Consider the following 25,786-nt stretch of genomic DNA (forward strand, 5'->3'; position numbering starts at 1 on the left):
GGAGCTTGCTTATGTCTATCAAAACCAGTGATATAGATTTCAGACCTCGTCTAGAACATGAAATGAAAGACACAATCATGCGTAATGCGGTTGTTATGGCGCAAGAACGTATTGGGGCTAACCGTCAAATCATGGTCAAAGAGCTGGGAGATTGGGAAGAGTGGCGTGATCGCGCTGAACAAATCCGTAACCATGTTCTTGAAAACTTAGATGCTTATCTCTATCAATTATCTGAAAAAGTAACAGAAAACGGAGGTCATGTTTATTTTGCTAAAACAGCAGAAGATGCCTCTCGTTACATTTGTGACGTTGCCAAAAAGAAAAACGCGAAGAAGATCGTAAAATCTAAATCAATGGTCACCGAAGAAATTGGGATGAATAAGGCCTTACAGAATGAAGGCATTGAGATCATCGAAACTGACCTTGGTGAATATATTCTTCAATTAGATAACGATCCACCGTCTCATATCGTGGTTCCTGCGATCCACAAAGATCGTTATCAAATTCGCAAAGTCTTAAATGAAAAACTCAATTATGAAGGCAGTGAAACGCCTGAAGATATGACGCTTTTCATTAGACAACGTATAAGACAAGATTTCCTTTCTGCAGATATTGGCGTTACTGGTTGTAACTTTGCAGTAGCTGAAACAGGCACCGTCTGTTTAGTCACTAACGAAGGTAATGCCAGAATGACCACCACATTACCTAAAACCCATATTGCAGTCATGGGCATGGAACGTGTGGCACCGACATTTGAAGAAGTTGATCCATTAATTACAATGTTATGCCGTAGCGCGGTTGGTTCTCGTTTAACCAGTTATAACACTTGGGTAACTGGCCCACGTGAAGCTGGCAATGTTGATGGTCCTGAAGAATTCCATTTAGTGATTGTCGACAATGGCCGTTCTGAAATTTTAGGCTCACAATTTAAAGATATTTTACGCTGTATCCGTTGTGGTGCTTGTCTTAATACATGCCCTGCTTATCGTAATATTGGTGGACATGCTTATGGTTCAATTTATCCAGGTCCAATTGGTGCGGTCATTTCACCACTGCTAGGGGGCTATAAAGATTTTCATAATCTCCCTTACGCTTGTTCATTATGTAATGCATGTAATGTGGTTTGCCCAGTCAAAATTCCTTTAGCACAACTCATTTTAAAACATCGCCGAGTGATGGCAGAAACAGGTCTTACACCCAAAGCTGAACGTCGAGTCACCGGTATGTTTAACTACCTCAATTCACACCCTGCTCTTTGGAAAGTGGGTATGAATGTTGGTGCGAAAATGGCGGGATTAATGATCAAAAATGGTTCTACACCAATCAAAATCAGTGTTCTTAACGATTGGATGGAATCGCGCGATCTCCCTGAACCGGATGGTTATAGCTTCCGTAGTTGGTTTAAACGCCATAAAGCAGAAGGAAAAAAATAACATGTTAAACGAACAAAACCGTAATGAATTTCTGCAAACTATTGCTGAAAAATTAGGGCGTCCTATCGCTCATAAACCACAGCCACAACCTACACCGGTAAATAATTTAGCAAAAACACGGTTAACTAATTTAACTCAAGATGAATTGTGCAAAGAATTTACCGATTTTGCACAAACTCAAATGGTGAAATGTGTTGTTAGTAAACCAGAAGAGCTTATCAATAACTTAATTGATCTCTGTGAAAGTTATGATTGTAAAGGCTCAGTGGTAATAAGTGGTGATGATCGCCTAGATGCATTAGGTGTGACAAAAGCGATTAGTGAAAAATACGAAACCTATATTTGGAACCCAGAACTTGGTCATGAAAATATTATTCATGCTGAACGCTCTCAAATTGGAATTGTCTTTGCTGAAGCGGGCCTAACTGAATCAGGAGGGATTGTCTTATTTTCTTCACCAGAAAAAGGACGTGCCGTTAGCTTACTACCTGAAACATCAATTGTTATTCTACGTAAAAGTGATATTTTGCCTCGTGTGGCTCAAATTGCTGAGCGTTTACATAAGATGGCTCAAGAAGGTGTAAGAATGCCGTCTTGTATCAATTTAATTGGTGGTGCAAGTTCTACTGCTGATATTGAGTTGATTAAAGTGTGGGGGGTTCATGGCCCTGTTCATGCGGCTTATTTAATTATTGAAGATTGCTAATTCAAGATAAAATAACGTTAAAACGATAACAAAATAACTAACAGTCTGAGTCAATCATCGACTCCTAAATCAAACCCAAAAGATAAGTTAATGGCTTTTGGGTTTTCTCTATTGTTTACCAATTAATTATTTAATAAAACTTTTGCTCTCCATTGATTCAATTTTATTTCACATGCGAGTAAAACATCTCCTGCCCCCGTTCCCCCCATTAGTAACGCAGATTGTCGTTGGCATTCAGCGCTTCTAAATTGAATAAAATGCTGTTGAGAACTGGCTAATGCATCAATGGCACTTTTCGCTGCAATAGAATCAGTATCTTCAAGATCACTCTTACTTTTGTCATAAATGACATTCATTTGCTGTTCTGCCAGTTTTAACTCATCCAATAAACAAGCTTGCACTGCTGTTCTTGGCTCGTTTGCAGTCACTTCATAACATTTTGCTAAAGGATCGTATTTGTTTTGTGCCAAAGAAAAAAAACTAACTGTCAGTAAGCTACAGAAGATCATAAATAAACTTATCTTCACACGAACTCCTTATAGATATTTATAATAAAATTTATGCTCAACATAATGTATAAAATAGCCAATATTACATCTATTAGTGTGAACAGTATCATTTTAATGATATATCGCATATTACTTGATAACTTTAAATTTCAATCAAGTAATTATAAAAAAACATTATTAATGCCTTTTAAATTTAAACCTGTTTTTTTTCTTAGTATAGCAATAGAAAATCCACTTTTTTTGCAGTAATCTCATACCATTCTTATTGGCAATTTTTAACTAAAAACGACCAGTGGTATCACCAATATGCTCTACAAATTCACTCCCATTATTCTTCTCATCATTTCCAACGTTTTTATGACATTTGCTTGGTATGGACACCTAAAATATGGCAATAAACCCCTTATTGTTGTCATTATTTTAAGCTGGTTGATTGCCTTTGTTGAATACTGTTTTGCTGTGCCCGCAAATCGCATTGGTCATAATTATTACAGTGCGGCAGAATTAAAAACCATACAAGAAGTGATCACATTAACTATTTTCGCTATTTTTTCTGTCACTTATTTAGGAGAAAATTTTACATTAAATCACTTTATTGGTTTTCTTTTAATTGGTGCAGGTGCTTTATTTATCTTTAAAGGTCCTTTTTAGAAAAACCAATTAATAGATATTGTTAGCTCATCTTTTCAGCATATTATCTACGCTTATTTATTATCGCCTTATCAAAACTGATAAGGCTTTTTTATTCAAAACTTAACTTTTTGATTACTTTTAATACTATTTATAGTGTGGTTTTTACGGAGGGTTAAATAACACCATCACTTACCATTAAGTTATATAGTCTATTTAGATAATTTTTCCAAAATAATAGTCTGTTTTTTAATAAATACGCTCTACATATAGAAATATTTCTCTTGAAAAATATTTTTCATTCAGCGCATAATGATTGCTCTAAGAGAAGCATCGTTTCTCTGTCTTTTTTGCTTCTCTTAAACTACCGCACCCTTAGAACGTGCGTTTTGTCACTTTAACGTCAGATAAAATGGTATCTGGTATGAGCAAACATTCTAACGATTTTATTTATATGCAGGATAACCCCTGTATGCATTGTGGTGCTTGTTGCGCCTATTTTAGAGTTTCGTTCTATTGGGCTGAAATGGTAAGTGGTGGAGGCGTGGTTCCTGATGAACTAACAGAGCCATTAACGCCTTTTCTCTCTTGCATGAAAGGAACAAATTCTAAAAAACCACGCTGTGACAAACTGATTGGTGAGGTTGGAGAGTGTGTAAGCTGTTCTATCTACGAGCAACGCCCTTCTCCTTGCCGTGAGTTCCAACAATCTTGGGTAAATGGCATCCATAATGAAGCTTGCGATCGTGCGAGAGCGGCTTATGGTTTACCGCCATTAACTCACATCACATTGCCTCACAGCGCGTAAGACATCAGAGGGGTTAATCCCCTCCTGATCATTTAATACTATCCAATATGCATTTTTTATAAAAAATAAAATAATAGAACAAAAAAGCATTATTAAATAACACGTTAGTTTGACTTTATTTTTAAATAACCTAGTATATAAGAGAATTAATTAATAACTCTTATTTAGTGAGGTTTTTTATTTAAAAGAAGCAACAAACTTGGGGGGCATTATGATCAGTAGCTCTTTTTTTATCCTTTTCCTTTCTTTTATCTGTTCTACTGCTGTCGTTAGTATGTTACTCGGTGGCTTAGAGGAATAATTATGAATATTTCTGATGAAAATATTCTTTCCCAGAAATAATGCCCATACTTTACATAAAATCAGTATGGGCATTATTTTTTAAATTTTATATTTTTTACTGTTGTTATTTTTATTCTATTTTTTATAAAAAACTAAACATCTCAATTTTTCCTCACTTACCTATTTAGTAAGTAAAATGCCCGGTTATTTTCCATGAAAATAAGACATCCTCAGCAACTTGCCCAAATCCAATATTATGCATAACGAGATAGCGTTGATTGTCCCAACTTTTTTTTATTTACTACAATGCCAATATGAGGCCGCCCATTATCTAGGCGCCAACTAATAATATCGCCTGGAACATAATCTTCTGCATTTTTTGTAATCGGCTTTACTTTTCCTTTTCGTGTAAAAAAGACTTCTAAATTGGGAACTCTACGGTGATCAATGTTCGTATCAGGCTTATTCAATCCCCACATTCTTTTACTTGGGTAAGCAGAAAAATGTGCTTTAATGTCTTCATGCAGTAATTTTTGTAGATCGATATCAATTCCACGATAACTACGAATAATAACGTCGCTACAAACTCCCTTATAAGCAGGAACATCACCATTTGGGTAATCTATTTTGCGATAATCTGAGTCATAAATTACGGCTCTTGGTAAATCAGTGGCATATTCCACCAGCTTTTTATTTTGCTCTGCCGTTATTGCTTTGGCACTTGAAAAAGGAATAATCAATAAAAGCAAAAAGCTGAGTACCGTTATTCTCATTATATAATCTCCATGAAAAGTTAAATCCATTATCTTTAAAGAAGGGATTGGATGATCTGTTTATACTGATAAAATACAGTATAAAAATATAAGTGGAATCTTAATTAATTTTTAAATATAACATAAAAAAACCGAGCGACTTTTTACAGTTAGCTCGGCTGATAATAAAATAAAAGAGAAAGAGATCTAATTAAGAGAAATTGTTAGTTCAACACAATATGGCTTTTGCGTCGTAAACTGGCAAAAAGCATATAAATCGCCGTCACTAATAACACCACAAAGAAGAAGTTCATAATGCCATTATTGGCAGCTTGAGCCATAAACATTCCTGCGCCTAAAGGCCCAATGGCAGAACCAATGCTATAACTTAATAACATTACTTGTGTGATTGCGACAATATAACTTGCATTAACATGATCACACGCCAATGTAATAGCGATAGGATAAAGTGCAAAAGAAGACATTCCCAATAACGCTAGTGCAATAATAAGCACCATATAATCGCTAGAAAGATAAGTCAGTCCCATGGCAAAAACGCCCACTAAACACATCATCGCTAATAACAGTGTCTTACTTATCATCACAGACAATTTGCTAATAATAGGCTGAACCACCATTCCTCCTAAAATAATTGCTGCCATCAACACACCTATTTGGTCTGTTGTAAATTGCCCTTGATTTAAAGCCAATGGCATCATGCCATAAATACTGCCCATCACCACACCAGAGACCATACAGCCCACCAAAGCCGCTTTATTTAATCGGCTCATCTGCTTGAGTGACAAACTTTTATGATCATGTCCTTGTGGTTGCCCTTGTTTAAAAAGCAGAGGCGGTAATACGGCGATTAATAACAAAACTAATATCGCCATAAACGGGATAGCGCCTTGCGTACCAATTGCGCCAATTGCCAATTGTCCTAATGTTGTGCCACCATAAAGCGAGGTCATATAAAAACCTAAGCGTTTAGCTCGCTCTTTAGGATTATCGCCAATTAATAGCCATGACTCGACAACAACAAATATCCCTGCGACCGCCATACCACCAATAAAACGGAAAATTATCCATGCTGATAAATAAGGCATGAAAGGCAACACACCGACAGTCACTGCCAGTAATAATAAAAATACAACGAAAGAAAGACGATGCCCTATTCTTGCAATAATAGGTTCTATCATGACTGAACCTATTAATAATCCGATAAAATAAATACTTGCTAACCAACTGGCATAGAGTGTATCCATTCCAAAACTGCTCATAGACAGCGGAATTAAACTCATTAAATAGCCTGACGCGATAGCAAATACCGTTAACCCAGCCACAGGTACTAATGTACTGTCGCCTTTGCGTACCAAAGTAGTGTGCTGTTTCACTACCCTCGTCTCCACAATCAAAACGGTTGATGATGCGCTGTTTTCTCGATGCCAGATAGAGGCGGTTCTTTTATCTAGGAAAGATAAAAGAAACAAAGGTGAAAACAGTGGATGGCGTCCCTAAATTTAGGAGACGCGAATATAACGCTTAAACTGCCATAAATAAAATTATAAAATCTAATGCCAACAAACAATTTTATTTATATCACTCACAATTATCGTCTTTTCCTACAAAAAATAAATAGCTTGATTAAAATATTTATTTTAATAAAAAGATAAACCTTTTTTATTAAAATCATTACGGATAAATACGTATTCAGTAAAATAAGAAATACTTATAGCTATCCTATTATCGCCCTATAGGATAGCTAAAAATAAAGAGATACTTTTGTTTATTCTGCACTTTTTTCTAAAGCAATATTTATGGCATCAGGGATTGAACCACCATGGCCTTTACCTTCAAATAGATAAAATTTACACTGTTTTCCTTCATCCAATAAATATTGGCATAACTGGCGTTGCGTTAACCAACTACTACGTTCTTGATAATTCTTTTGTTGTTCTTCACTTAATTTACTTAAATCTGGTTTTTCTTCTTTTTCACCTAGCGTTATTGTAATAGAAATATCATCAGGAATAGCTTGCCATTGCTCTTTTTTTACCCACTCACCATTTCCCCACCATAAAGAAGGGCTTGCTGCTATATAACGTTGAAACGTTTCTGGATGATTAAATAAAACATATAGCGTAAATACACCGCCAAAAGAGTGACCAAAAAGAGATTGCTGGGTAACTGAAATATTCTCTTTCGCGAGTTGTTCAAACGCATAAGGCCTGACTTGCATTAGGATAAAATGATAAAAACTCTCTGCATTTCCGCCTTGATTAAATGCCTCTCCTTTTACACTCGGCGTATAGTCATGCGTTCTCTCTGTAATAAAATAAGCTTTATCACCCACATACCCCACACTAATAATTGCAGGTAGCGGTTTATTTTTCTGCTTTATAGCTTCGTTTATCATCAATGGAAACTGCGCATTTCCATCAACACTATAAATGAGCGCTGCCTTAGTGGTATTTTTAGGAATAGCAAGAAAGAGACGATATTGCTTTCCTTCATATGCCACTTCTTTTTGTGTGATTTGATAATAAGATTGTGCTTGTTCTTCAATTTTAGGCACTTCTTGGTTAGGTCTAGCTTGAGCAACCGCAGATAACATAATCATTCCACATAACATTAGTATTCGCATAAATCAGATACTCTGTCAGTAATATAAAAAGGTGAACAGTTAAACTGAAAATAATAGAAAGTGATAAAAAATAAACCCCATATAAAATACGGGGTTTATTTCAATTTAGGCTCAATTAGAAACTATATTTAATATTCGCCCAATAACGACGTCCTTCATCAACTACCCAGTTACCGCCTTTATCATTTACAGCAGGCCCTGTTTCATCTGTAATATTTAATACTGCGAAGTTAAACATGGTATTTTTATTAAAGTTGTAAGTCATCCCTAAATCAAAGGTTGTGTACCCACTACGATAACGTGCACCTGAATGGCTATTTCGTTGTGCTGCCCAAATTTGTTTGCCCGTATAAGCGGTATTGGCATAAAAACTAGTCGCTTCATCAAACTGCCAATCCACGCGCGCGTTGGCACTGTGTTTAGGCGTCATATCTAGTGGATATCCTTTTAATGACTCACCAGAAGCTAGCTTTTCGTCATCACTTTTACGTTCTGAATCAATATAGGTGTAGTTCGCATTAATATGCCAGCTTTCAGCAATAGGGAAACCAATCGCGGTTTCAATTCCTTTAATATTCGCCTTTCCTACATTGTCATACTGATATAAATCTAATCCAGTGATTGGATCTTTCTCAGCAGTTTTGTAATTCGTTAACTTATCTTTAAAATCCGTATTAAAGAAAGTCACACTTGCAGTAACGCCATCCCCGTTATCATAACCAATACCAATTTCTTGGCTAACTGAAGTTTCAGGTTTTAAATCACGATTACCATACATAATTGCATGGCCTTTATCGGTTGAGGTGCCATATTCTGGGCTGATTTCACGCAGGCTTGGCGCTTTAAAGGCTTTCGCTACACCACCTTTTAAAGTCAATTCATCTGTTAAATGATAAACGGCATAGGCTCTTGGGCTCCAGTGATTACCGTAATACTCGTGATCATCAAGACGCACACCTCCCGTCAATGCTAAATCATCCGTAACGCTATATTCATCTTCAATAAATAACGCTTTTTGATCAGCCGTAATGGTCGATTGTTTTATATCTTTGCCACCAAGAGACGATTCATCTTTTAAACGTGAATATTGATATTGACCACCAAAGGTCATCACATTTGAAGGTAAAAACGCGGTAAATTTTGCATCAAAAACGGTATTAGTGATCTCAGGGCGACGAGCTTCGTAATATTTATAGCTATTTCCCGTCGCCTTATCAACGGCTTCGGTTTTTTTGAATACGTTTAGTTTGTTCTTGATAAACACTTAATTCAGAGTGAAGAATATCAAACTGATTTTTATAAGTTAATGCCCAATGGTTACGATCATTATTGGTTTCTAACATCTTGTTTTTATCAAGACGCCCACCACGATTGGTAAATTCACTCATGGATTTACCTGGTGTCGTTGTGCGTTGTAACGTATTACGACCTGCTTCTAATAAAATGGTTTGATTATCAGTCGGTGTGAATGCCAATTTTGCCGTAATATTTTTATTGTCATTACGACCTTGCCCATAAGTGATTTTATCTTCTGCACGTAAGTAGCTACTGCCATAAAGCTGTAGGCCTAATTTATCTTCAATTAAAGGCCCCGAAAGATAAAAATCACCATTAATAGAATCACCTGCATCACGGTTATGTTGCAATGTACCGCCAAGTGCAACAGAGCCATGCCACTCTTTTGTTACTGGTTTAGTGATGATATTGATAACACCACCCATTGCATCTGAACCATACAGAGATGACATGGGTCCACGAATCACTTCTATTCGTTCAATCGCATCTGCGGGTGGAATAAAGCCACCTTCATAACCACCACTCCCATTTGGGCGCGACTCGCGGCTATTTTGACGGCGACCATCAACAAGAATAAGTGTGTATTCACCCGGCAAACCACGCATCGTGATTTCTTGTTTGTTGGCATTACCGTTAATGCTAACACCTTCAACACCTTTTACGGCATCGGCTAAATCATGAACCGGTTTTTTTGCGAGTTGTTCTTTGCTAATCACGGTGATACTTGCTGGTGCATCTGTAATTTGTTGAGCAAACCCTGATGCTGATACAACAAGTTTCTCTTCTTTATTTTCTTGTGCATACAGCGGGTAAGAGGCAGATAAAATACAGGCTGTTAAAACACCCATTTTAAAGTTCATAGTGGTTCCCTGAATTGATAACAGTTATAGTAATGAGAATGATTAATATTAACTTAATCAAATATTCATGAGAATGATTTTCTTTTCATATTTGGTGTTTTTTTTTAATCTGTATCAAAGTAAATCAGCACCATTTTCGCTAGACCTCTTTGTAAACAATTCAAACATAAAAAAAGCAGAAGGTATTAACCCTCTGCTTTCTTCTTTTGTAGGATATTTATAGATTTAACGGATCAACAAATCATCACACTGTTATTACCAGAACACAGCATAAAGCACACATAATATGACCATGATGGCATAGGAAGCGATGTTAAATCCGCTTTGTGTTTTAAAGGTTTTATCTGTTAATGTAATCGCCCCTACGCTGTCATCTGTTTTCGTTGAGGTTAAGCTCACTAAACCAATCACGACGGTTGTAAACATAAAGGTGTACATCATTTGATCAAGGAATGGCATACCTAAAGGCATTAATTTTAGGAATAGAGCAAACGGTATAGATAAGACCACACCAATAATCGCACCTTTTGCGTTTGTTTTTTTCCAGAATAAGCCTAATAGGAATACAGCTAAAATACCTGGACTTACTAAGCCAGTATATTCTTGAATATATTGGAATGCCTGATCGATACCACCCAATAATGGTGCGATAAAACAAGCAATAATCAGAGCAATAACCGCACTGATACGCCCCACATTCACTAAACGCGTTTCAGAAGCTTTAGGCCCGACATATTCTTTATAAATATCCATCGTGAAGATAGTCGCGATAGAGTTAAGCATAGAGGCCAAAGATGAAACTATTGCAGCAGCAAGTGCAGCAAAAACAACACCTTTTGCACCTACTGGTAAGAACTGAGTTAACCAAGGATAGGCTTTATCTGCTTGTGACAACGTTGGAATATGCGCTTGTGCCATTGTCCCTAAGCCCGCCATTAATTCAGGGTTAGTTGTAATAACAAATGCAGCAATTCCCGGAACAACCACAAGAACAGGAACAATTAATTTTAAGAATGCAGCAAACACGAGTCCTTTTTGTGCTTCATTGATAGATTTAGCAGCTAAGGCACGCTGAATAATATATTGATTAAAGCCCCAATAATAAAGGTTAGCAACCCATAAACCACCAATTAGCACAGCGATACCCGGTAAGTTCATAAACTGCGGGTTATCTTTTTCTAAGATCATTTTAAAGTGATCTGGCGCGGCTTGTGTCATTTTGCTTAAGCCTTCCATGATCCCGCCATCACCACCGATATAGCTGACCGCTAATACCGAGGTAAATAAACCACCAAGGATAAGGAAGAACACTTGTACTACGTCTGTCCATGCAACAGCAGAAAGTCCACCATAAAGTGAATAGATAACCGCAAATAATGCTAAACCAATAATGGCATACATCATTGGTACACCTAAGATGGTTTCTAATGCCAATGAACCTAAATAAAGTACCGATGTTAAGTTAACAAAGATAAACAATGCCAACCAGAACACGGCAAGAATGGTTTTTAAGTTACGGCTTTTAAAGCGATTCTCGACAAATTCTGGAATGGTATAAATACCTTTTTCGATAAAGACAGGTAAAAAGTATTTAGCAACAATAATTAATGTCAGCGCTGCCATCCATTCATAAGAGGCGATAGCAAGACCAATGGAGAAACCAGAACCTGACATACCAATAAATTGTTCTGCTGAAATATTCGCGGCAATAAGCGAAGAACCAATTGCCCACCAAGGAAGGGTTTTACCTGCTAAGAAATAATCCTTTGTTCCTTTTTTCTCACCATCCTTTGAACGAGAAACCCACAATCCTAGACTAATAATGATGACGACATAGAGGGCAAAAATTGCATAGTCTATTGTGCTTAATCCAACACCTTCTGTATGCATAATATTTTCCTTTCAGACCCATAGAGAGAGTAGATTTTCAATGTAAACGTTTTCACAATCTTTTTCCGTTACTCCGTTCACAAATTTATCGCTTATGTTACGTAAATGGATCACAAAATAAGAAAACAAACGATTACCATGGCGAGCAAAGCAAAATTTAAGCTTAAAATACAATGATAGCTTTATTTAATAAATTTCAGACTCTCAAATAATCGTTTAAAAAGGCCTTAAAATGATAACGATTACACAGGTTAATTAAGTTTGACCTCTTAATGTGAAAACCATTAAGAGGATAGACTAGATTAAAAAGTAAATAAGGTTATTTAGAGAGGTGACTAAGATTAAAAACAGAATTACGTTGAACTAATGTGGGTGAAAAAATACGTTGTTTTTGTTCGAGGATTTCACCTTTAGAAAGCCTGATAGCAAGTGTTGCGGCTTGCTCTGCCATCATTTGTACAGGATAACGCACCGTGGTTAAACGAGGGTGAATATAGCGTGCAATTAAGACATCATCAAAGCCAATAACTGAGATTTTTTCAGGTACAGGGATTTCATTTTCATCAAGAACAGATAAAGCCCCAGCGGCCATAAAATCGTTGTAAGTCACTACTGCTGTAAAATCAATTGATTTTGTTAGCAAATGCATCATGGCTTTTTCTCCCCCTTCACCTTCCGGCTCGCCATACTCAATATAGCTTTCAGGCAATGAGATATTATTAGCTTCTAATGCAGCTTTATAACCAGCAAGGCGCTGAGTTGTATCTTCAATATGATGAGTAGATGAAATATACGCGATTTTAGTATGCCCTTGACGAATAAGATGCTCGGTTGCCATCCATGCCCCTTTATAATTATCTAAAGCGACACAACGTTCGGCAATTTCAGGAATAAAACGGTTAATCAATACCATGCTTTTAACTTCATACGCATAAGCCAGTAACTCTTCATCAGAGAGGGCTTTTGAATGAATAACAAGGCCATCGCAGCGGCTATTAATCAATAACTCAATAGCTTGTCGCTCATCTTGAGCATCATGATAACCATTACAGACTAAGATGTGTTTCCCTGATTGTCTTGCAACGTTATCAACCGCTTTAACGAGTGTACCAAAAAAGGGATCAGAAACGTCATGCACTAAAACCCCCAAAGTTTGCGTACTTTGACTAACCAACGCCCTTGCTGCCGCATTAGGTCGATAGCCCAGTTTTTGCATCGCTGCATTAACGGTTTCGATAGATGTTTGACTTGCTTTCGGCGAGTTATTGATGACTCTAGATACCGTCGCGACAGAAACACCCGCTTCTTTCGCTACATCTTTGATAGTCGCCATATCCACTCCTTATGGATCACCTTTATTCATGGTTAAGAAATAACGAGCCGTTAATCTACAAACAAAGAAAAAAGAGAATAATAGAATTTAAGTGGCTTGATTATCAGCGAAGAAGTGAAATTTAAAAAGTAAAAAGATCAAATAAATAGTGAAAAGGAAAGCGTTTACACTTTCCTTTTGTTATTACGAGTAAAACTTATAGATTGTTTGGCTATTCCACGCTGTATTGGCAGGTAAAACACCTTGGTTTTCATGCCATTCAGGATGATTAGGGCCATCTGGAAAATATTGTGTTTCTAATGCCAATCCTGAGTAATTACCGTAATGGCGACTCTTTCCTCTTGTTCCTGCCAGAAAGTTACCTGTATAGAATTGGACAGAAGGCATGGTTGTAAAAACATCCATTTTAAGTTCGCCTTCAGGGGCAATAACGGTCGCAACGGGCTTTTTATCCTCAATCGCTTTTTTATCTAAAATAAATGCATGATCGTAACCATTTGCGGCTTTTTGACATTCATCTGCCATAAAATCAAGGCCAACACGTTTTAATTTACAAAAATCAAACCCAGTTCCAGCTACGCTTGCAAACTCACCCGTAGGAATATTGCCTTTACCATTTTTTAAATAATGAGTCGCACAAATTTTTAAATCATGCTCAAGCGCGGTGCGCTCAGTGTGTTCGCCCGCAAGGTTGAAATATGCATGATTAGTTAAACTTAATGGCGTAGTTTTATCACTCATCGCCTGATAATCAATACATACTTCATTATTATCTGTCAGTGTATAGGTCACACTTACTTTTACCGTACCGGGAAAACCTTGGTCACCATCACTAGAAATCAGCGAAAAAGTGACAGATTGCGAAGATTGCGCCGTGATCCCCCAGCGAAGATGGCTAAAGTTTTGCTTACCGCCATGTAAGGTATTTTTACCCTCATTAGCACTAATTTTATATTCTTGCCCCTCTAATACAAACTTAGCCCCTGCAATACGATTAGCAAAACGCCCAACCGTTGCGCCAAAATACGCGGTTTGTTGTTTATGGGCATTCATATCCGCAGAGCCTAATAACACATCCCGACGATATCCATTAACCGGTACAATACAGGTTAACCAAGTTGCTCCAATATCCATTAAAGAGATAGACATACCAAAACGATTTTTAAGCACGACCACTTGTGCAGGTTTTCCATCTGATGCAGGTTGTGCTGTCATTTGTTCAGGTTCAAGAAAGCGAAGCTCATTAGTCGCCATTATTTTGCCTCCGAATAGCCCGCTCCTTGGCTTGCAGAGCAGACATAGATAGTTTCTTTTAATCCCGTTTTAGCTTCGTATTGCGCCTTAACAGAGTCAATGACTTTATCAACTAAATCTGGTGTCACTAATGCTACGACACAACCACCAAATCCACCACCCGTCATTCTTACGCCACCACAATCACCAATCACCGATTTCACGATTTCAACCAATGAATCAACCTCTTTAACTGTGATTTCAAAATCATCGCGCATTGAGAAATGTGATTGCATCATTAACTTACTCAATGTACTTAAATCACCATGGCGTAAGGCTTCTGCAGCATCTAATGTACGATCATTTTCAGTGATAACATGACGTGCCCGACGATAAACCACTTCGCTCATTAATGATTTTTTTGCAACTAAATCATCTAATGTGGCATCTCTTAATGCAGCCACATTTAGAATACGAGCAGCTTCTTCACACTGTTGACGACGGGTATTGTACTCACTATCCACTAAACCACGCTTTTTATTGGTATTGATAATCATCACAACCATATTTTCGGGCATTGTTACCGCTGACGTTTCTAATGAGCGACAATCGATTAATAGTGCATGATTTTCTTCACCACAAGCCGAAATAAGCTGATCCATAATGCCACAATTACAACCAACAAATTGGTTTTCTGCTTTTTGGCCATTTAATGCAATCTCTTTTTGGCTAATAGGTAATTGATAAAGTGTTTTAAGCGTTTGGCCAATGGCAACTTCTAATGCAGCAGAAGAACTTAACCCAGCACCTTGAGGGACATTTCCGGATATCGCAATATCCATACCATGAAAAGAGTAGTTATCTTTTTGTAGAAAATGAATAACACCACGAACGTAATTAGCCCACATTTTATTAGGTAAAAACTCAATGGTATTATCGAGGCTAAATTCATCAACATCATTTTGGTAATCAACCGCAATGACACGGATAGTATTATCTTCTCGTCTTGCCGCTGCAACGACCATTTGATAATTAATTGCACAAGGTAAAACAAAACCATCATTATAATCAGTATGTTCGCCAATAAGATTTACCCTACCTGGCGCTTGAATAAAATGTGTAGGCGCGTAACCAAAAATAGTTGAAAATGAACGAGTCACATTATTAATAAGTGCCTGCATAATAAATCCTTAGCTTAAAATTAAGTAATAGAAACCCCATCACATCATTATGTAAATAATGAGATGTTTGATTTAATTTATTTCGTGCTCAATAAAAAGCAGATTAATTAAAATACCTTGCTATATCGCAGATCATTAATGTTGCTCTTTATAATGAATATCACTTACTTGACGTAAATTATTCGCGGCTTGTTCTGGCGTTAGATCTCTTTGTGATTCTGCCAGCATTTCATATCCCACCATAAATTTACGTACAGTGGCTGAACGTAATAGTGGCGGATAGTAAAGCGCATGTAATTGCCAGTGATCGATATTTCTCTCATCTTTAAAAGAAGGCGCAAAATGCCATCCCATTGAATAAGGGAAAGAACAATGGAATAAATTATCATAACGGCTGGTTAATTTTTTCATTGCAATAGCAAGATCATCTCGTTGAGCACTATTTAATTCACTCATTCTTCGAATATGCACTTTAGGTAACAACATCGTTTCATAAGGCCAAGAAGCCCAATAAGGCACTACTGCCAGCCAATGTTCTGTTTCAACTACGGTACGACTTGCATCTTTACATTCAGCATCAACATAATCGATTAATAGATTGCGTCCATATTTTTCAAAATAAGATTTTAATTGCGTATCTTTTCGCGCTAATTCATTAGGCAAGAAATCACTCGCCCAAATCTGTCCATGAGGATGAGGTTGAGAGCATCCCATCGTTTCGCCTTTATTCTCGAAGACTTGAACCCAAAGGTATTCTTTACTGAGCTCTTTTATTTGGTTATCCCAAGTATCAACAATTTTACGTAAGCTACTGACGGGCAATTCAGGGATCGTTTTTCCATGATCAGGCGAGAAACAGACAACTCGACTAATACCTCTTACTGTTTGAGTTTGAAATAAAGGGTTTGATGAAGGCTTAGCATCATATTCATCTTGCAACAACGCAGAATGGTCATTATTAAAGACATACGTTCCTGTGTAATCGGGATTCTTATCACCGGAAACACGGATGTTATTTGGACACAAATAACAATGCGGATCATAAGAGGGAAGTGTCGCAATCTGAGGCTTTTCATCTTTACCATTCCAAGGTCGTTTCGCTCTATGTGGTGAAACTAAAATCCACTGACCCGTTAGCGGATTATAACGACGATGAGGATGTTCAACAGGATCAAAAATCAGTTTCGACATAACCTTCTCTCTTATTTATTCAAGATTATCTGAATACTTACTTTAAATCTTATTTCAGATAACCATTTGGGTTTTGTAACTGCCAACGCCAAGCATCCGCAGCCATATCATCAATTGAACGAATAGCTTTCCAATGTAAATCTTTCTCTGCTTTTGCTGGGCTTGACCAACATTCTGCAATATCACCAGGACGACGAGCTTGTAATTGATAAGGAATAGGTTTACCGCTAGCTTTACGAAATGCTTCAATCATTTCAATCACACTAGTACCATTACCTGTTCCCAAATTATAAATATGTAAGCCCGCTTTTTTACCTAATTCATTTAATGCTGCGATATGACCATCAGCCAGATCCATAACGTGGATATAATCGCGAACACCTGTACCGTCTTTTGTTGGGTAATCATTACCAAAAACAGCGACTTGTTCACGACGACCAATTGCCACTTGAGAAATATAAGGGGTTAAGTTATTTGGAATACCTTTAGGATCTTCGCCCATCGTACCTGATGGATGCGCTCCTACTGGGTTAAAATAACGCAGCAAACTAATAGACCAACTTTCATCAGCAACAAATAAGTCAGATAAAATACGCTCAACCATATATTTACTGGTGCCATAAGGGTTAGTTATCCCTCCTACTGGCGAATCTTCAGTAATAGGAACCGTTTGAGGATCACCATAAACGGTTGCAGATGAGCTAAAAATAATGCTTTTTACGCCCGCATCACGCATACAACGCACTAGCACCAATGTGCCATTAACATTGTTATCGTAATACTCGATTGGCTTCTGAACAGATTCACCGACCGCTTTCAATCCCGCGAAATGAATAACAGACTGAATAGAATGCTTCGCAAAAATTGATGCTAATAGCTGGCCATCACGAATATCACCGTTATAAAACAGAGGGCGTTTACCTGTTAAGGCTTCAACACGATTAAGTACTTCTTCATTCGCATTGCTAAGGTTATCTAAAACAATCGGTGTCATTCCCGCTTCGATCATTTGTACGCAAGTATGACTACCGATATATCCCATACCACCCGTTACTAATATTTCCACATTCACCTCTTTTGATTCAATTCAAAGGAAAAGCGCAAGACGGTTTCTGTTCACTGACACAGAGTTTAGCAAGATCCACAAAATCATTTCGTGATCAAACCGACATTTAGTGTAAACGTTTACACTCTTTTGATACGCTTTAAATTTTAATACAACATCTTAATTTAGGATTGCATTACAGTAAGTTAATAAAATACATAATACATTCCACCTATTTATCTCTAAAATAAACACCCACTTAAAGTAAACGGTTACATTTCAATTAATCAGTGAATTACATGATAAGACTGACATTCAATGGGTTTTATCATACCTTATTAACTTCTCCGCTAATATGTTTAAGCGGAGTAAGAACACTCCCCTTTAAATAATTCGGAGAAAAACGGGTCAACGACTACATACAATAGTCACCATTAATAAACACATTGAATATATACGCTAAATAATTCAAGGTGTAGCTAGGCGACAAGTAAATGAGTCGCTAGGAGCATACAGTAGTATGTGAGACTAGTGCGAATGAACGCAGTCAACAACGCTGTGATTTGAAGTATGACGAGTATCGAGTATGGAGAACATAATGAAACCGACTGTCTTGCTCTACCAAGATCTGCCCGAAAAACTGTACAACAAACTATCTGATTTTGCTGATATCAGACAATTTAAAACGCTCTCTTTAGACTCTAATGACTTCCGTTTAGCACTTGCTAATGCCTCTGGATTACTCGGTGCAGGTGGCAATATCGATGAAAATTTTATTAACCAAGCACCTCATTTAAAAGCCGTTTCAACGGTTTCTGTAGGCTATGATAATGTTGACGTTAATGCACTCACCAAACGTAATATTAAACTAATGCATACTCCAACTGTATTAACAGACACTGTTGCAGATACCATGATGGGGTTAGTCCTTGCTGTAGCAAGACGTATTCCTGAACTTGCTGATAATGTTAAACAAGGTTTATGGGTTAAAAGTATCACTCCTGATTGGTACGGCACCGATGTTCATCATAAAACTATGGGTATTATTGGCATGGGGCGAATAGGCAAAGCCTTAGCTCAGCGCGCGCACTTTGGTTTTAATATGAATATTCTTTATCACTCACGAACGGAACATACAGAAGCAAACAATAAATTTGCAGCAAAGCATTGCTCTTTAGAGGCCTTATTACAGCAATCTGATTTCGTTTGTATCACGTTGCCATTAACACCAGAAACGCATCATTTAATGGGGAAAAACAATTTTTGATGATGAAATCTGATGCTTATTTAATTAATGCAGGGCGCGGAGCTGTAGTGGACGAATTGGCACTAATCAGTGCATTAGAACAAAAAGAGATCGCAGGTGCTGGACTGGATGTTTTTGAAAAAGAGCCTTTATCTTCATGTTCACCTTTATTAACAATGAAGAATGTGGTTGCTGTTCCGCATATCGGCTCTGCAACAAAAGAGACTCGCTATGCGATGGCGGAATGTGCCGTAGATAATCTGATTGCAGCGCTAAGTAATCAAGTAAAAGAAAACTGCGTCAATTTTTAAAGTAGTCATTTAAAGTACAAAAAAGGTAATGAAAATCTATCATTACCTTTTTTATTAGTTGTTCAATTTAATTTAAGCAGGATCAACGTGAGCCATTACACTCAAGATCTGTTTATTTTGCAAAACATTATTACGTGCATTAACAACAATTTCGTGACTTTCATTGACTGTGAGATCACCTCTGATTTCAAGATGTACATCTACAAGTAAATAATCACCAGAACGACGCGTCTTTAAATCATGAACACCTTGTACACCCGGTGTTGAAACCAGTACCTGTTTGATCTCTTCCAGCGTTTCTTCATCAGCGCCTCTGTCCATTAAATCTTGTAGAGCTTGATAAGTAAAACGCCATCCCATACGACCAACAAATAATCCGACAATTAATGCAGCTAATGGGTCAAAAAATTTAAATCCAGCCAAACTTCCGATAATACCAATCGCAACAACTAATGAAGAAGCAGCATCAGAACGTGCATGCCAAGCATTTGCGACTAACATATTTGAGTCGACTTTCTTTGCAACAGCAAGCATATAGCGAAATAATCCTTCTTTAGCCGCTAATGCAAGTAAAGCCACATATAAAGCAACACTATGAACTTCTGGAATAGTAGATGGATCTAAAATTTTATGAATGGCTGAAAACACCATCCCTAAACCCACAATTAATAAAATAACCCCAAGAATAAGTGATGCCACGTTTTCATAACGAAAATGCCCATAAGGATGGTCTGCATCCGGTTTTTTCTGACTACCTTTATTGGCAATTAAAACAACAAAGTCAGCAATAAGATCAGAAAGTGAGTGAATACCATCAGCAATTAAACCTTGAGAATGTGAGAAAAAGCCCACTGTAATTTGCCAAATGGATAAAATGATATTGACAAAAACACTCACTAACGTACTTTTTTTAGCTGCCTTAAATTTTTCAGACTGCTTATTATCAGCCCGAGCCAACTCAATATCATCAATGTGATTATGTGTCATAATAATAATCTTATTTGGTTTTAAATAGCCTACTCTATTGCCATAGATAAATAGAGTTCCACAGGTTATTTCAGGTTCCATAACTCATTGGTGAGAATAAAGGACGACTCTGAATAACAATCCAGTTTAGGGACTAAGATTGCTGTCCAAACATCATATTGAGATGTCATTACCTATTAATATGCCATATTTAAATCTTTCTGTCTCTTATTTTTACTAATAAAATCTTATAGATACAAAACAATAATATAATTGATAATCATTCTTTTATGCATCTTCTATTTTTAATGAGAAAAAGAAAATTTAGTTTTTAATACGACTTTATTAATTGCTTTCCTGTCAACAAGTTAAGGTGTATAACTTATTTTGATTATATTTCTAATATTATTTTAGACTATTTTTAATTTTTAATGCTTAATACTATAAAGTAGTAAATAATCATTCTCACTCTTATTTAAAACACAGATCACAGCTATTTTTTACTATTAGGAGATAATAGTAATTATTTTAAACTAACGCTAAGTGAGGTTTGTAATGTATAAGAAAATCCTAGTTCCCATTGATATTTTAGAAGATGAACTTTCTCAGGAACTAATCACTCACATTGAACAAATAGCAAAGGTGGGTAAACCTGAGATCCACTTCCTCACCGTTATACCTAATGCTGAACTTTTCTTTGGTATCGAGTTTGCCGCTATTCCTGAAAAATTCAAAGATTCGTCAGAGCGTACTCGCCTTGCTTTTGTTGCACTACAAGAAATGATCAAAGATGCAAAAATTCCTGATGAGCAAATTATATGTAATGTGGGTGTTGGTAATGCAAAAGATGAAATTTTAGAATATGCCCGCCACATTGATGCTGATTTAATTGCGATTGCCTCACATAGACCTAATGTTTCCTCTTATTTATTAGGTTCAACAGCATCATCAATTGTACGCCATGCCAAAATGTCAGTTTTAGTTATACGTTAATATTTAGCTTTTAAATCGCAACAAAGCCCTTTGTCTCAACAACAAAGGGCTTTTTAGTAAATGAAGATCTATCCTAAATAGGGCTGGCTGTTATTTTTTCACAGAATCTTGAGTAGTCTCAGCCGCTGACCAAATACGATATTTCACATCAACATCTTTTGGCGCATAAACAACAATAGGTAATTTGCTGTTATAACGGATGAAAGCACCTGATCCTATATTAGCCTGTACAAAGGCATCTTTTTTCGTATTGTCAGCGCATCCCATCATTGTAGACATTGGGCCATTTAAATCACCAACAACATAATAGCTATAACCCCAACCTTCTAAATTCTTTTCATCTAAATCCGCACCAAACCACTGATGATTGCAATCTACTTTAAGTTCTTTACCGATAATTAATTCAACCTGATAATTGCTTTCATTATCTTTTTTCTCTAACTCAATAACATGACGAACTTGATTTTCTTGAGCCTTAGGATAAGGCGCAACTTTATCTAAACTGTCAGTAGCTTGTGCACACGCAGATAAAGACATTGCTGCTACTAAAGATAATATTACTTTGTTCATCACTCTCTCCATTTTTACAGCGAACACTTCGCCGTTAATAAAATTAGTCAGATGTTTTTATTGCTCGTTATCTGAATACTAATATTTTTAGTGCTTGAATGCTAACATCTTAGTAAATAGTACTATGAGTGGATAATTCTGAATGTTTTAAAAAGAAAAATCACGTTTTTTCATGAAATGTAAATTTGTGATACATCGCCGTGCAGATAAGCTATCTATGATTATACTGAAATAGAGACCCAATTTCTTTTCATAGGAGGTTATATGTTCTCAGATCAACAATCCCTTGTTTCTCAATTAAGAAATAGTGATCCCCGCTTTGAAGCTCTCTACGATAAACATCATCGACTCGACCAAGAAATTGCTAAATTAGAAGGCCCTAACGGAGCTGGCTATAATGATGAAGTTGCCAAACTAAAAAAAGAAAAACTTCATCTCAAAGATGAAATGCAAAAAATACTTCAACGAAGTGAAAAATAAGGCTCTTTTTAAGCGATGATTTATTATCATCGCTTTTTATGATTAAAAACAAAGATACCACATCATAAAGATGCATAATTAATATATCTTTTGTTTTTTTAAGGGCTCACTCACTATGTCATCAATACATGGTCATGAAGTTTTGCAAATGATCCTTTCTTCAGAAATGACATTCACTAAATTATCACTAATTGATGCTATCCATAAACAATTCGGCGATGACTCACGTTTTCATACTTGCTCAGCTGAAAATATGACAGCGACTGAATTAGTTGATTTCTTAGAAAGGAAAGGTAAATTTATTCCTGCAGAGGGGGGATTTACAACAAGTGAAAATAAGATTTGTCATCATTGATAGACATACAGTGTTAAAGTTAGATTGCCAGTGATTTCCTTTTCTATGTCATTGGCTTTTTTATATAAACAAGTAAAAAGCCAATTCGTTCTGGCAATCGTTATTACTTTATTTACTACATTTTATTCATCGTCTATTTGTAACCAACCATCATCTTCCCAAACACTTTGAATAAGTTCCATTATGTGTTCATGCTTAGTTTCATCTTTTATGCCCGTAACTTGAATCGAGTTCATGCTACTAAAGGCGATACGAAACTGCATATCTGGATATTCTGGAGTGATCTTTTTTCTCAGTTCGTGTTCTAAGAGCGGAAATAAGGAGTCAGTTATCTTAGATTGTTTATTAAATAAAATTTCCACACGCATTGGTTTCACCATTTAAAGGCAAATAAACTGTATATAAATACAGTAGTATATTCTAAGAAAAAAGAAAAGTCTTTTTGATAAAAATTTTTATCATTATGCATTACATAATATTTTAGCATCTCTATTGACTCAATGATAACATGCATAATAAATACAACATATTGCTAAGAGAGAAAGACATGTCAGGAAAAAGAATAAATCGTGAGAAAAAAACTATTCAAAAAATGGTTCACCTTTATGCTCATTCGCACCCTAAAACTGACTCAGATTATTATCAACAATTAATCGATTACGCCTACAACCGGTTAGATAAATGTCGTTATGGTGAAGATAAACCGGCCTGTAAACAATGCCCTATTCATTGTTATCAACCCGCTAAGCGAGAAACAATGAAACAAATCATGCGTTGGGCTGGTCCACGAATGTTAATTTATCATCCAATTTTAGCAATACGTCACCTTATTGATGATAAAAAACCTGTTCCACCACTTCCTGAAAAAAAGCGTACTATTCGTTCAACTGAAAAGTAAAATCAGATTTCTTCAAACGGTATAAAACATGCTCAGCTAGAGGATGTGTTTTATCTAATGATGGATGAAAGAAATGATCAGATTGATGCATACCAAGTTTCTGCATTACACCTTGAGATGGAAGGTTTGAAACTGCAGTAAAAGCAACAACCTCTTCTAACCCCAATGTCTCAAAAGCAAATTTAAATACAGCTAAAGCCACTTCATAGGTATAACCTTTTCGCCAAAACTTTTTCGCAATTCGCCAACCAATTTCTACGCAGGGATTAAATGGTAAAGGCGCTACCGGAATATTTAACCCAACAAAACCAATAAATTCTTGAGTCTCTTTTAATTCAACAGCCCACATTCCCCATCCATTTTGTTGAATAAATTTTTCACGGATAATATCAACCATACTATCACTTTCTAATCGAGATAAAGTGCAAGGAAAATAACGCATCACTTCAGGTGAAGAGTTGATTTCAGAAAAAAATGGCGCTTTATCGCTTTCACGCCATTCTCTTAGGTGTAGCCTGGGAGTCTCTAAATTCATCGTTATTCTCTGTTTATATAAAATTAAGACAATAGCGATAAAATAGGATAAGTAACGAACAATGAAAAGAAAAATGGTACTTTATTTTTTGTTTTCTTTTAGTTGATTTTCTACTGGAGCAACAACTTTATCTTTATTTGCATTAGAGCTTTCTTTTATTGAAACAACGCGTTGTTGAGCTACTGATTTTGCTTGATGTTCAACTTGCTCTGATTGCCCAGTAAAAATACCGCCACGCTTAATAGACATACTGCCACAACGACTAGTACCACGTAACTCGCCATGTTCTAAGATATCTAAATTATTTGCAGCGCAGATACCTTTTACAAAACCATCAATAATAATATCAGGTGCAGTTAATTCACCTTCAACTTGCCCCGCATGCATAACACGAATAACGCCATCTTTAACATTAATATTACCAGCAACTTTACCCCAAATTTGAATATCGCCATCAACATTAATATCGCCTTGGAATACCGTTCCTTTCGCAATAATGGTGTATAGTTTTTGCTCTGGCATCGGTTTTTTCTCTTCTGTTACTACTGGTGCAACAGGCTCTGCTGCTTTTGGTGTTTCAGTTTTACGACTAAACATAGCGGCCTTTTTTAACCTCAACGTTATAGAATAAATAATAATGCTAAAAATTAGGATTAGAATAATCAAAAATTCACCCGCCATTTGATAACGCCAAAAGGCAATTAAGGCAAGAGTCCAAATTATCCATATCCCACTGAATATAATATTTCGCAGTGTTCGCTTATTATCCATAATTAGCTATATCCTTTTACCTCCCTGACAATAAATACACTTATGCATTCACCATTCTAATAAACAAACGGCAAGCATAATGCCGGCAATAAGCCTATTATTACCTTTTAGTTTTTTGATTTGTTCCTTGAACAAAATAAAATTTAGCTTAATTAAATTAGGAGATAAAACACACTATTTTAACAATCTACGCGCAATGTAAATAAATCGTAATAATTATCAGCTTATTTGGATAAATATTTTTCATTAAAAATTAACATTTAACACCTAAATCCATATTTTCACAAAAGTTCATTCAAAAAAATTCAATATCTCAAATTAACTCTATCTAAAATTTATCAAAAAAAATACGAGACATTGATCACACAAACAATAAAAACAAACGATAAAAACAAAGCAAATAAACAAATAATAAATTTTTTGTGTACTATTTTATGGTTTATGGCTTGTTTTATATTATATAGAAACAACGTTATAGTAACAGTGGTTAATATAACTTAATATTATTATTTATTTTTTCAATTTTGATCTTCTTTATAGTTATGTTCCTCGCTTGATTTTTTAAAATTTATTTAACAACTATTTTTCATAATTACTACGAATTAGCATTTATAATAAATTTTGCATTTTAAATGCATTTATTATTTTTTTACACTGTAAAGAAATAATCAAAATCAACTAATTGTTATATATGGGTTTTATTTAAATTTATAAAAAGCGTAAATTATTAATTACATTAATACTCATACTATTACTGAGCGCCTCAAAGAAAAAATTTATCCGTATTTAATTTCTTTTTGCAATTTATAAGGAATGTCATTAAATTAACAAAATGACTTATCTTAAATTAACAAAACAAAATGCAATG

22 protein-coding genes and 3 pseudogenes are annotated in these 25,786 nt (G+C 36.0%); 9 read left to right on the forward strand and 16 right to left on the reverse strand.

Annotation, left to right across the window (positions count from 1 at the left end; all coding sequences use genetic code 11):
* The first annotated feature begins 11 nt into the window (after positions 1–11).
* Positions 12–1,433 carry a LutB/LldF family L-lactate oxidation iron-sulfur protein gene (locus CUB63_RS07080; RefSeq protein ID WP_109847754.1) on the forward strand — a complete coding sequence of 474 codons (1,422 nt, stop codon included), beginning with the start codon at positions 12–14 and terminating at the stop codon, positions 1,431–1,433.
* A 1-nt stretch (position 1,434) separates the two neighbouring features.
* The gene (locus CUB63_RS07085) at positions 1,435–2,139 is read left to right on the forward strand and encodes a LutC/YkgG family protein (RefSeq protein WP_109847755.1); all 705 of its coding nucleotides are present in this window, start codon (positions 1,435–1,437) and stop codon (positions 2,137–2,139) included.
* Between the two features lie 122 nt (positions 2,140–2,261).
* On the opposite strand, the gene umoC is transcribed toward CUB63_RS07085, so the two are convergent.
* The gene (umoC, locus tag CUB63_RS07090; RefSeq protein WP_109847756.1) at positions 2,262–2,666 is read right to left on the reverse strand and encodes a lysozyme inhibitor LprI family protein; all 405 of its coding nucleotides are present in this window, start codon (positions 2,664–2,666) and stop codon (positions 2,262–2,264) included.
* 288 nt (positions 2,667–2,954) lie between these two features.
* On the opposite strand from umoC, the gene CUB63_RS07095 reads away from it, so the two are divergent.
* Complete coding sequence (locus tag CUB63_RS07095; RefSeq protein WP_006533623.1) at positions 2,955–3,299, forward strand: DMT family protein; 345 nt, start codon at positions 2,955–2,957, stop codon at positions 3,297–3,299.
* A gap of 403 nt (positions 3,300–3,702) precedes the next feature.
* Positions 3,703–4,086, forward strand: a complete 384-nt coding sequence (locus CUB63_RS07100) for a YkgJ family cysteine cluster protein (protein WP_072063318.1) — start codon at positions 3,703–3,705, stop codon at positions 4,084–4,086.
* Positions 4,087–4,552: 466 nt separating this feature from the next.
* Here the strand turns inward: CUB63_RS07100 and CUB63_RS07105 are convergent.
* The 10 genes and pseudogenes from CUB63_RS07105 to galE form a co-directional block, all read right to left on the reverse strand.
* A pseudogene (locus tag CUB63_RS07105) lies at positions 4,553–5,171 on the reverse strand (DUF1287 domain-containing protein).
* A gap of 173 nt (positions 5,172–5,344) precedes the next feature.
* Positions 5,345–6,514, reverse strand: a complete 1,170-nt coding sequence (locus CUB63_RS07110) for an MFS transporter (RefSeq protein WP_109399814.1) — start codon at positions 6,512–6,514, stop codon at positions 5,345–5,347.
* A gap of 392 nt (positions 6,515–6,906) precedes the next feature.
* Entirely contained in the window at positions 6,907–7,764 is an 858-nt protein-coding gene (locus tag CUB63_RS07115) for an alpha/beta hydrolase (RefSeq protein WP_229096483.1), read from the reverse strand.
* 115 nt (positions 7,765–7,879) lie between these two features.
* Positions 7,880–9,920 (reverse strand): annotated as a pseudogene (locus CUB63_RS07120) (IreA family TonB-dependent siderophore receptor).
* Positions 9,921–10,175: 255 nt separating this feature from the next.
* Positions 10,176–11,810 carry a sodium/sugar symporter gene (locus CUB63_RS07125; RefSeq protein ID WP_072063323.1) on the reverse strand — a complete coding sequence of 545 codons (1,635 nt, stop codon included), beginning with the start codon at positions 11,808–11,810 and terminating at the stop codon, positions 10,176–10,178.
* 319 nt (positions 11,811–12,129) lie between these two features.
* Entirely contained in the window at positions 12,130–13,143 is a 1,014-nt protein-coding gene (locus CUB63_RS07130; protein ID WP_109847757.1) for a substrate-binding domain-containing protein, read from the reverse strand.
* 183 nt (positions 13,144–13,326) lie between these two features.
* A complete protein-coding gene (galM, locus tag CUB63_RS07135; protein WP_109847758.1) occupies positions 13,327–14,397 on the reverse strand; it encodes a galactose-1-epimerase in 1,071 nt (356 codons plus the stop codon).
* Positions 14,397–15,557: a galactokinase gene (gene galK / locus CUB63_RS07140; protein ID WP_109847759.1), complete on the reverse strand. Its 1,161-nt coding sequence runs from the start codon at positions 15,555–15,557 to the stop codon at positions 14,397–14,399. The genes galM and galK overlap by 1 nt, the downstream gene beginning before the upstream one ends.
* A gap of 135 nt (positions 15,558–15,692) precedes the next feature.
* Positions 15,693–16,748, reverse strand: coding sequence for a UDP-glucose--hexose-1-phosphate uridylyltransferase (locus tag CUB63_RS07145; RefSeq protein ID WP_109847760.1), 1,056 nt, complete (start codon positions 16,746–16,748; stop codon positions 15,693–15,695).
* 49 nt (positions 16,749–16,797) lie between these two features.
* A complete protein-coding gene (gene galE, locus CUB63_RS07150; protein ID WP_109847761.1) occupies positions 16,798–17,814 on the reverse strand; it encodes a UDP-glucose 4-epimerase GalE in 1,017 nt (338 codons plus the stop codon).
* Between the two features lie 577 nt (positions 17,815–18,391).
* On the opposite strand from galE, the pseudogene CUB63_RS07155 reads away from it, so the two are divergent.
* Positions 18,392–19,350: pseudogene (locus CUB63_RS07155) on the forward strand (NAD(P)-dependent oxidoreductase).
* A gap of 72 nt (positions 19,351–19,422) precedes the next feature.
* Here the strand turns inward: CUB63_RS07155 and CUB63_RS07160 are convergent.
* Entirely contained in the window at positions 19,423–20,337 is a 915-nt protein-coding gene (locus CUB63_RS07160) for a cation diffusion facilitator family transporter (RefSeq protein WP_072063491.1), read from the reverse strand.
* A 534-nt stretch (positions 20,338–20,871) separates the two neighbouring features.
* On the opposite strand from CUB63_RS07160, the gene CUB63_RS07165 reads away from it, so the two are divergent.
* Positions 20,872–21,309 (forward strand): universal stress protein, encoded by a 438-nt coding sequence (locus CUB63_RS07165; RefSeq protein WP_006533647.1) that lies wholly within the window; start codon positions 20,872–20,874, stop codon positions 21,307–21,309.
* A 90-nt stretch (positions 21,310–21,399) separates the two neighbouring features.
* Here CUB63_RS07165 and eco read toward each other — a convergent pair whose 3' ends face one another.
* Positions 21,400–21,891 carry a serine protease inhibitor ecotin gene (gene eco, locus CUB63_RS07170; protein WP_109847762.1) on the reverse strand — a complete coding sequence of 164 codons (492 nt, stop codon included), beginning with the start codon at positions 21,889–21,891 and terminating at the stop codon, positions 21,400–21,402.
* A 252-nt stretch (positions 21,892–22,143) separates the two neighbouring features.
* On the opposite strand from eco, the gene CUB63_RS07175 reads away from it, so the two are divergent.
* Together CUB63_RS07175 and CUB63_RS07180 are read left to right on the forward strand one after the other, a co-directional pair.
* Entirely contained in the window at positions 22,144–22,359 is a 216-nt protein-coding gene (locus tag CUB63_RS07175) for a DUF465 domain-containing protein (protein ID WP_006533649.1), read from the forward strand.
* Between the two features lie 115 nt (positions 22,360–22,474).
* The gene (locus tag CUB63_RS07180; protein WP_006533650.1) at positions 22,475–22,714 is read left to right on the forward strand and encodes a YecH family metal-binding protein; all 240 of its coding nucleotides are present in this window, start codon (positions 22,475–22,477) and stop codon (positions 22,712–22,714) included.
* Positions 22,715–22,836: 122 nt separating this feature from the next.
* Here the strand turns inward: CUB63_RS07180 and CUB63_RS07185 are convergent, their stop codons facing one another.
* A complete protein-coding gene (locus tag CUB63_RS07185; RefSeq protein WP_072063330.1) occupies positions 22,837–23,082 on the reverse strand; it encodes a DinI-like family protein in 246 nt (81 codons plus the stop codon).
* A gap of 179 nt (positions 23,083–23,261) precedes the next feature.
* Between CUB63_RS07185 and CUB63_RS07190 the strand changes: the two genes are divergently transcribed.
* Entirely contained in the window at positions 23,262–23,612 is a 351-nt protein-coding gene (locus CUB63_RS07190; RefSeq protein ID WP_109847763.1) for a nitrous oxide-stimulated promoter family protein, read from the forward strand.
* On the opposite strand, the gene CUB63_RS07195 is transcribed toward CUB63_RS07190, so the two are convergent.
* Both CUB63_RS07195 and CUB63_RS07200 read right to left on the reverse strand, forming a co-directional pair.
* The gene (locus CUB63_RS07195; RefSeq protein ID WP_109847764.1) at positions 23,590–24,147 is read right to left on the reverse strand and encodes a GNAT family N-acetyltransferase; all 558 of its coding nucleotides are present in this window, start codon (positions 24,145–24,147) and stop codon (positions 23,590–23,592) included. The two genes, CUB63_RS07190 and CUB63_RS07195, sit on opposite strands and share 23 nt — an antisense overlap.
* 81 nt (positions 24,148–24,228) lie before the next feature.
* Complete coding sequence (locus tag CUB63_RS07200) at positions 24,229–24,744, reverse strand: bactofilin family protein (protein ID WP_232240024.1); 516 nt, start codon at positions 24,742–24,744, stop codon at positions 24,229–24,231.
* Between the last annotated feature and the right edge of the window lie 1,042 nt (positions 24,745–25,786).

It is taken from the genome of Proteus penneri, assembly GCF_003144535.1.
Taxonomy (GTDB): Bacteria; Pseudomonadota; Gammaproteobacteria; order Enterobacterales; family Enterobacteriaceae; genus Proteus; species Proteus penneri.

Coding starts and splice junctions, on each gene's coding strand:
- CUB63_RS07095 (WP_006533623.1), top strand. CDS start 2,955: ATGCTCTACAAATTCACTCCCATTATTCTTCTCATCATTTCCAACGTT.
- CUB63_RS07175 (WP_006533649.1), top strand. CDS start 22,144: ATGTTCTCAGATCAACAATCCCTTGTTTCTCAATTAAGAAATAGTGAT.
- CUB63_RS07200 (WP_232240024.1), bottom strand. CDS start 24,744: ATGTTTAGTCGTAAAACTGAAACACCAAAAGCAGCAGAGCCTGTTGCA.
- CUB63_RS07115 (WP_229096483.1), bottom strand. CDS start 7,764: ATGCGAATACTAATGTTATGTGGAATGATTATGTTATCTGCGGTTGCT.
- CUB63_RS07080 (WP_109847754.1), top strand. CDS start 12: ATGTCTATCAAAACCAGTGATATAGATTTCAGACCTCGTCTAGAACAT.
- CUB63_RS07125 (WP_072063323.1), bottom strand. CDS start 11,810: ATGCATACAGAAGGTGTTGGATTAAGCACAATAGACTATGCAATTTTT.
- CUB63_RS07180 (WP_006533650.1), top strand. CDS start 22,475: ATGTCATCAATACATGGTCATGAAGTTTTGCAAATGATCCTTTCTTCA.
- CUB63_RS07145 (WP_109847760.1), bottom strand. CDS start 16,748: ATGTCGAAACTGATTTTTGATCCTGTTGAACATCCTCATCGTCGTTAT.
- CUB63_RS07195 (WP_109847764.1), bottom strand. CDS start 24,147: ATGAATTTAGAGACTCCCAGGCTACACCTAAGAGAATGGCGTGAAAGC.
- CUB63_RS07085 (WP_109847755.1), top strand. CDS start 1,435: ATGTTAAACGAACAAAACCGTAATGAATTTCTGCAAACTATTGCTGAA.
- CUB63_RS07130 (WP_109847757.1), bottom strand. CDS start 13,143: ATGGCGACTATCAAAGATGTAGCGAAAGAAGCGGGTGTTTCTGTCGCG.
- galM (WP_109847758.1), bottom strand. CDS start 14,397: ATGGCGACTAATGAGCTTCGCTTTCTTGAACCTGAACAAATGACAGCA.
- CUB63_RS07100 (WP_072063318.1), top strand. CDS start 3,703: ATGAGCAAACATTCTAACGATTTTATTTATATGCAGGATAACCCCTGT.
- CUB63_RS07185 (WP_072063330.1), bottom strand. CDS start 23,082: ATGCGTGTGGAAATTTTATTTAATAAACAATCTAAGATAACTGACTCC.
- eco (WP_109847762.1), bottom strand. CDS start 21,891: ATGGAGAGAGTGATGAACAAAGTAATATTATCTTTAGTAGCAGCAATG.
- CUB63_RS07160 (WP_072063491.1), bottom strand. CDS start 20,337: ATGACACATAATCACATTGATGATATTGAGTTGGCTCGGGCTGATAAT.
- CUB63_RS07165 (WP_006533647.1), top strand. CDS start 20,872: ATGTATAAGAAAATCCTAGTTCCCATTGATATTTTAGAAGATGAACTT.
- galK (WP_109847759.1), bottom strand. CDS start 15,557: ATGCAGGCACTTATTAATAATGTGACTCGTTCATTTTCAACTATTTTT.
- CUB63_RS07190 (WP_109847763.1), top strand. CDS start 23,262: ATGTCAGGAAAAAGAATAAATCGTGAGAAAAAAACTATTCAAAAAATG.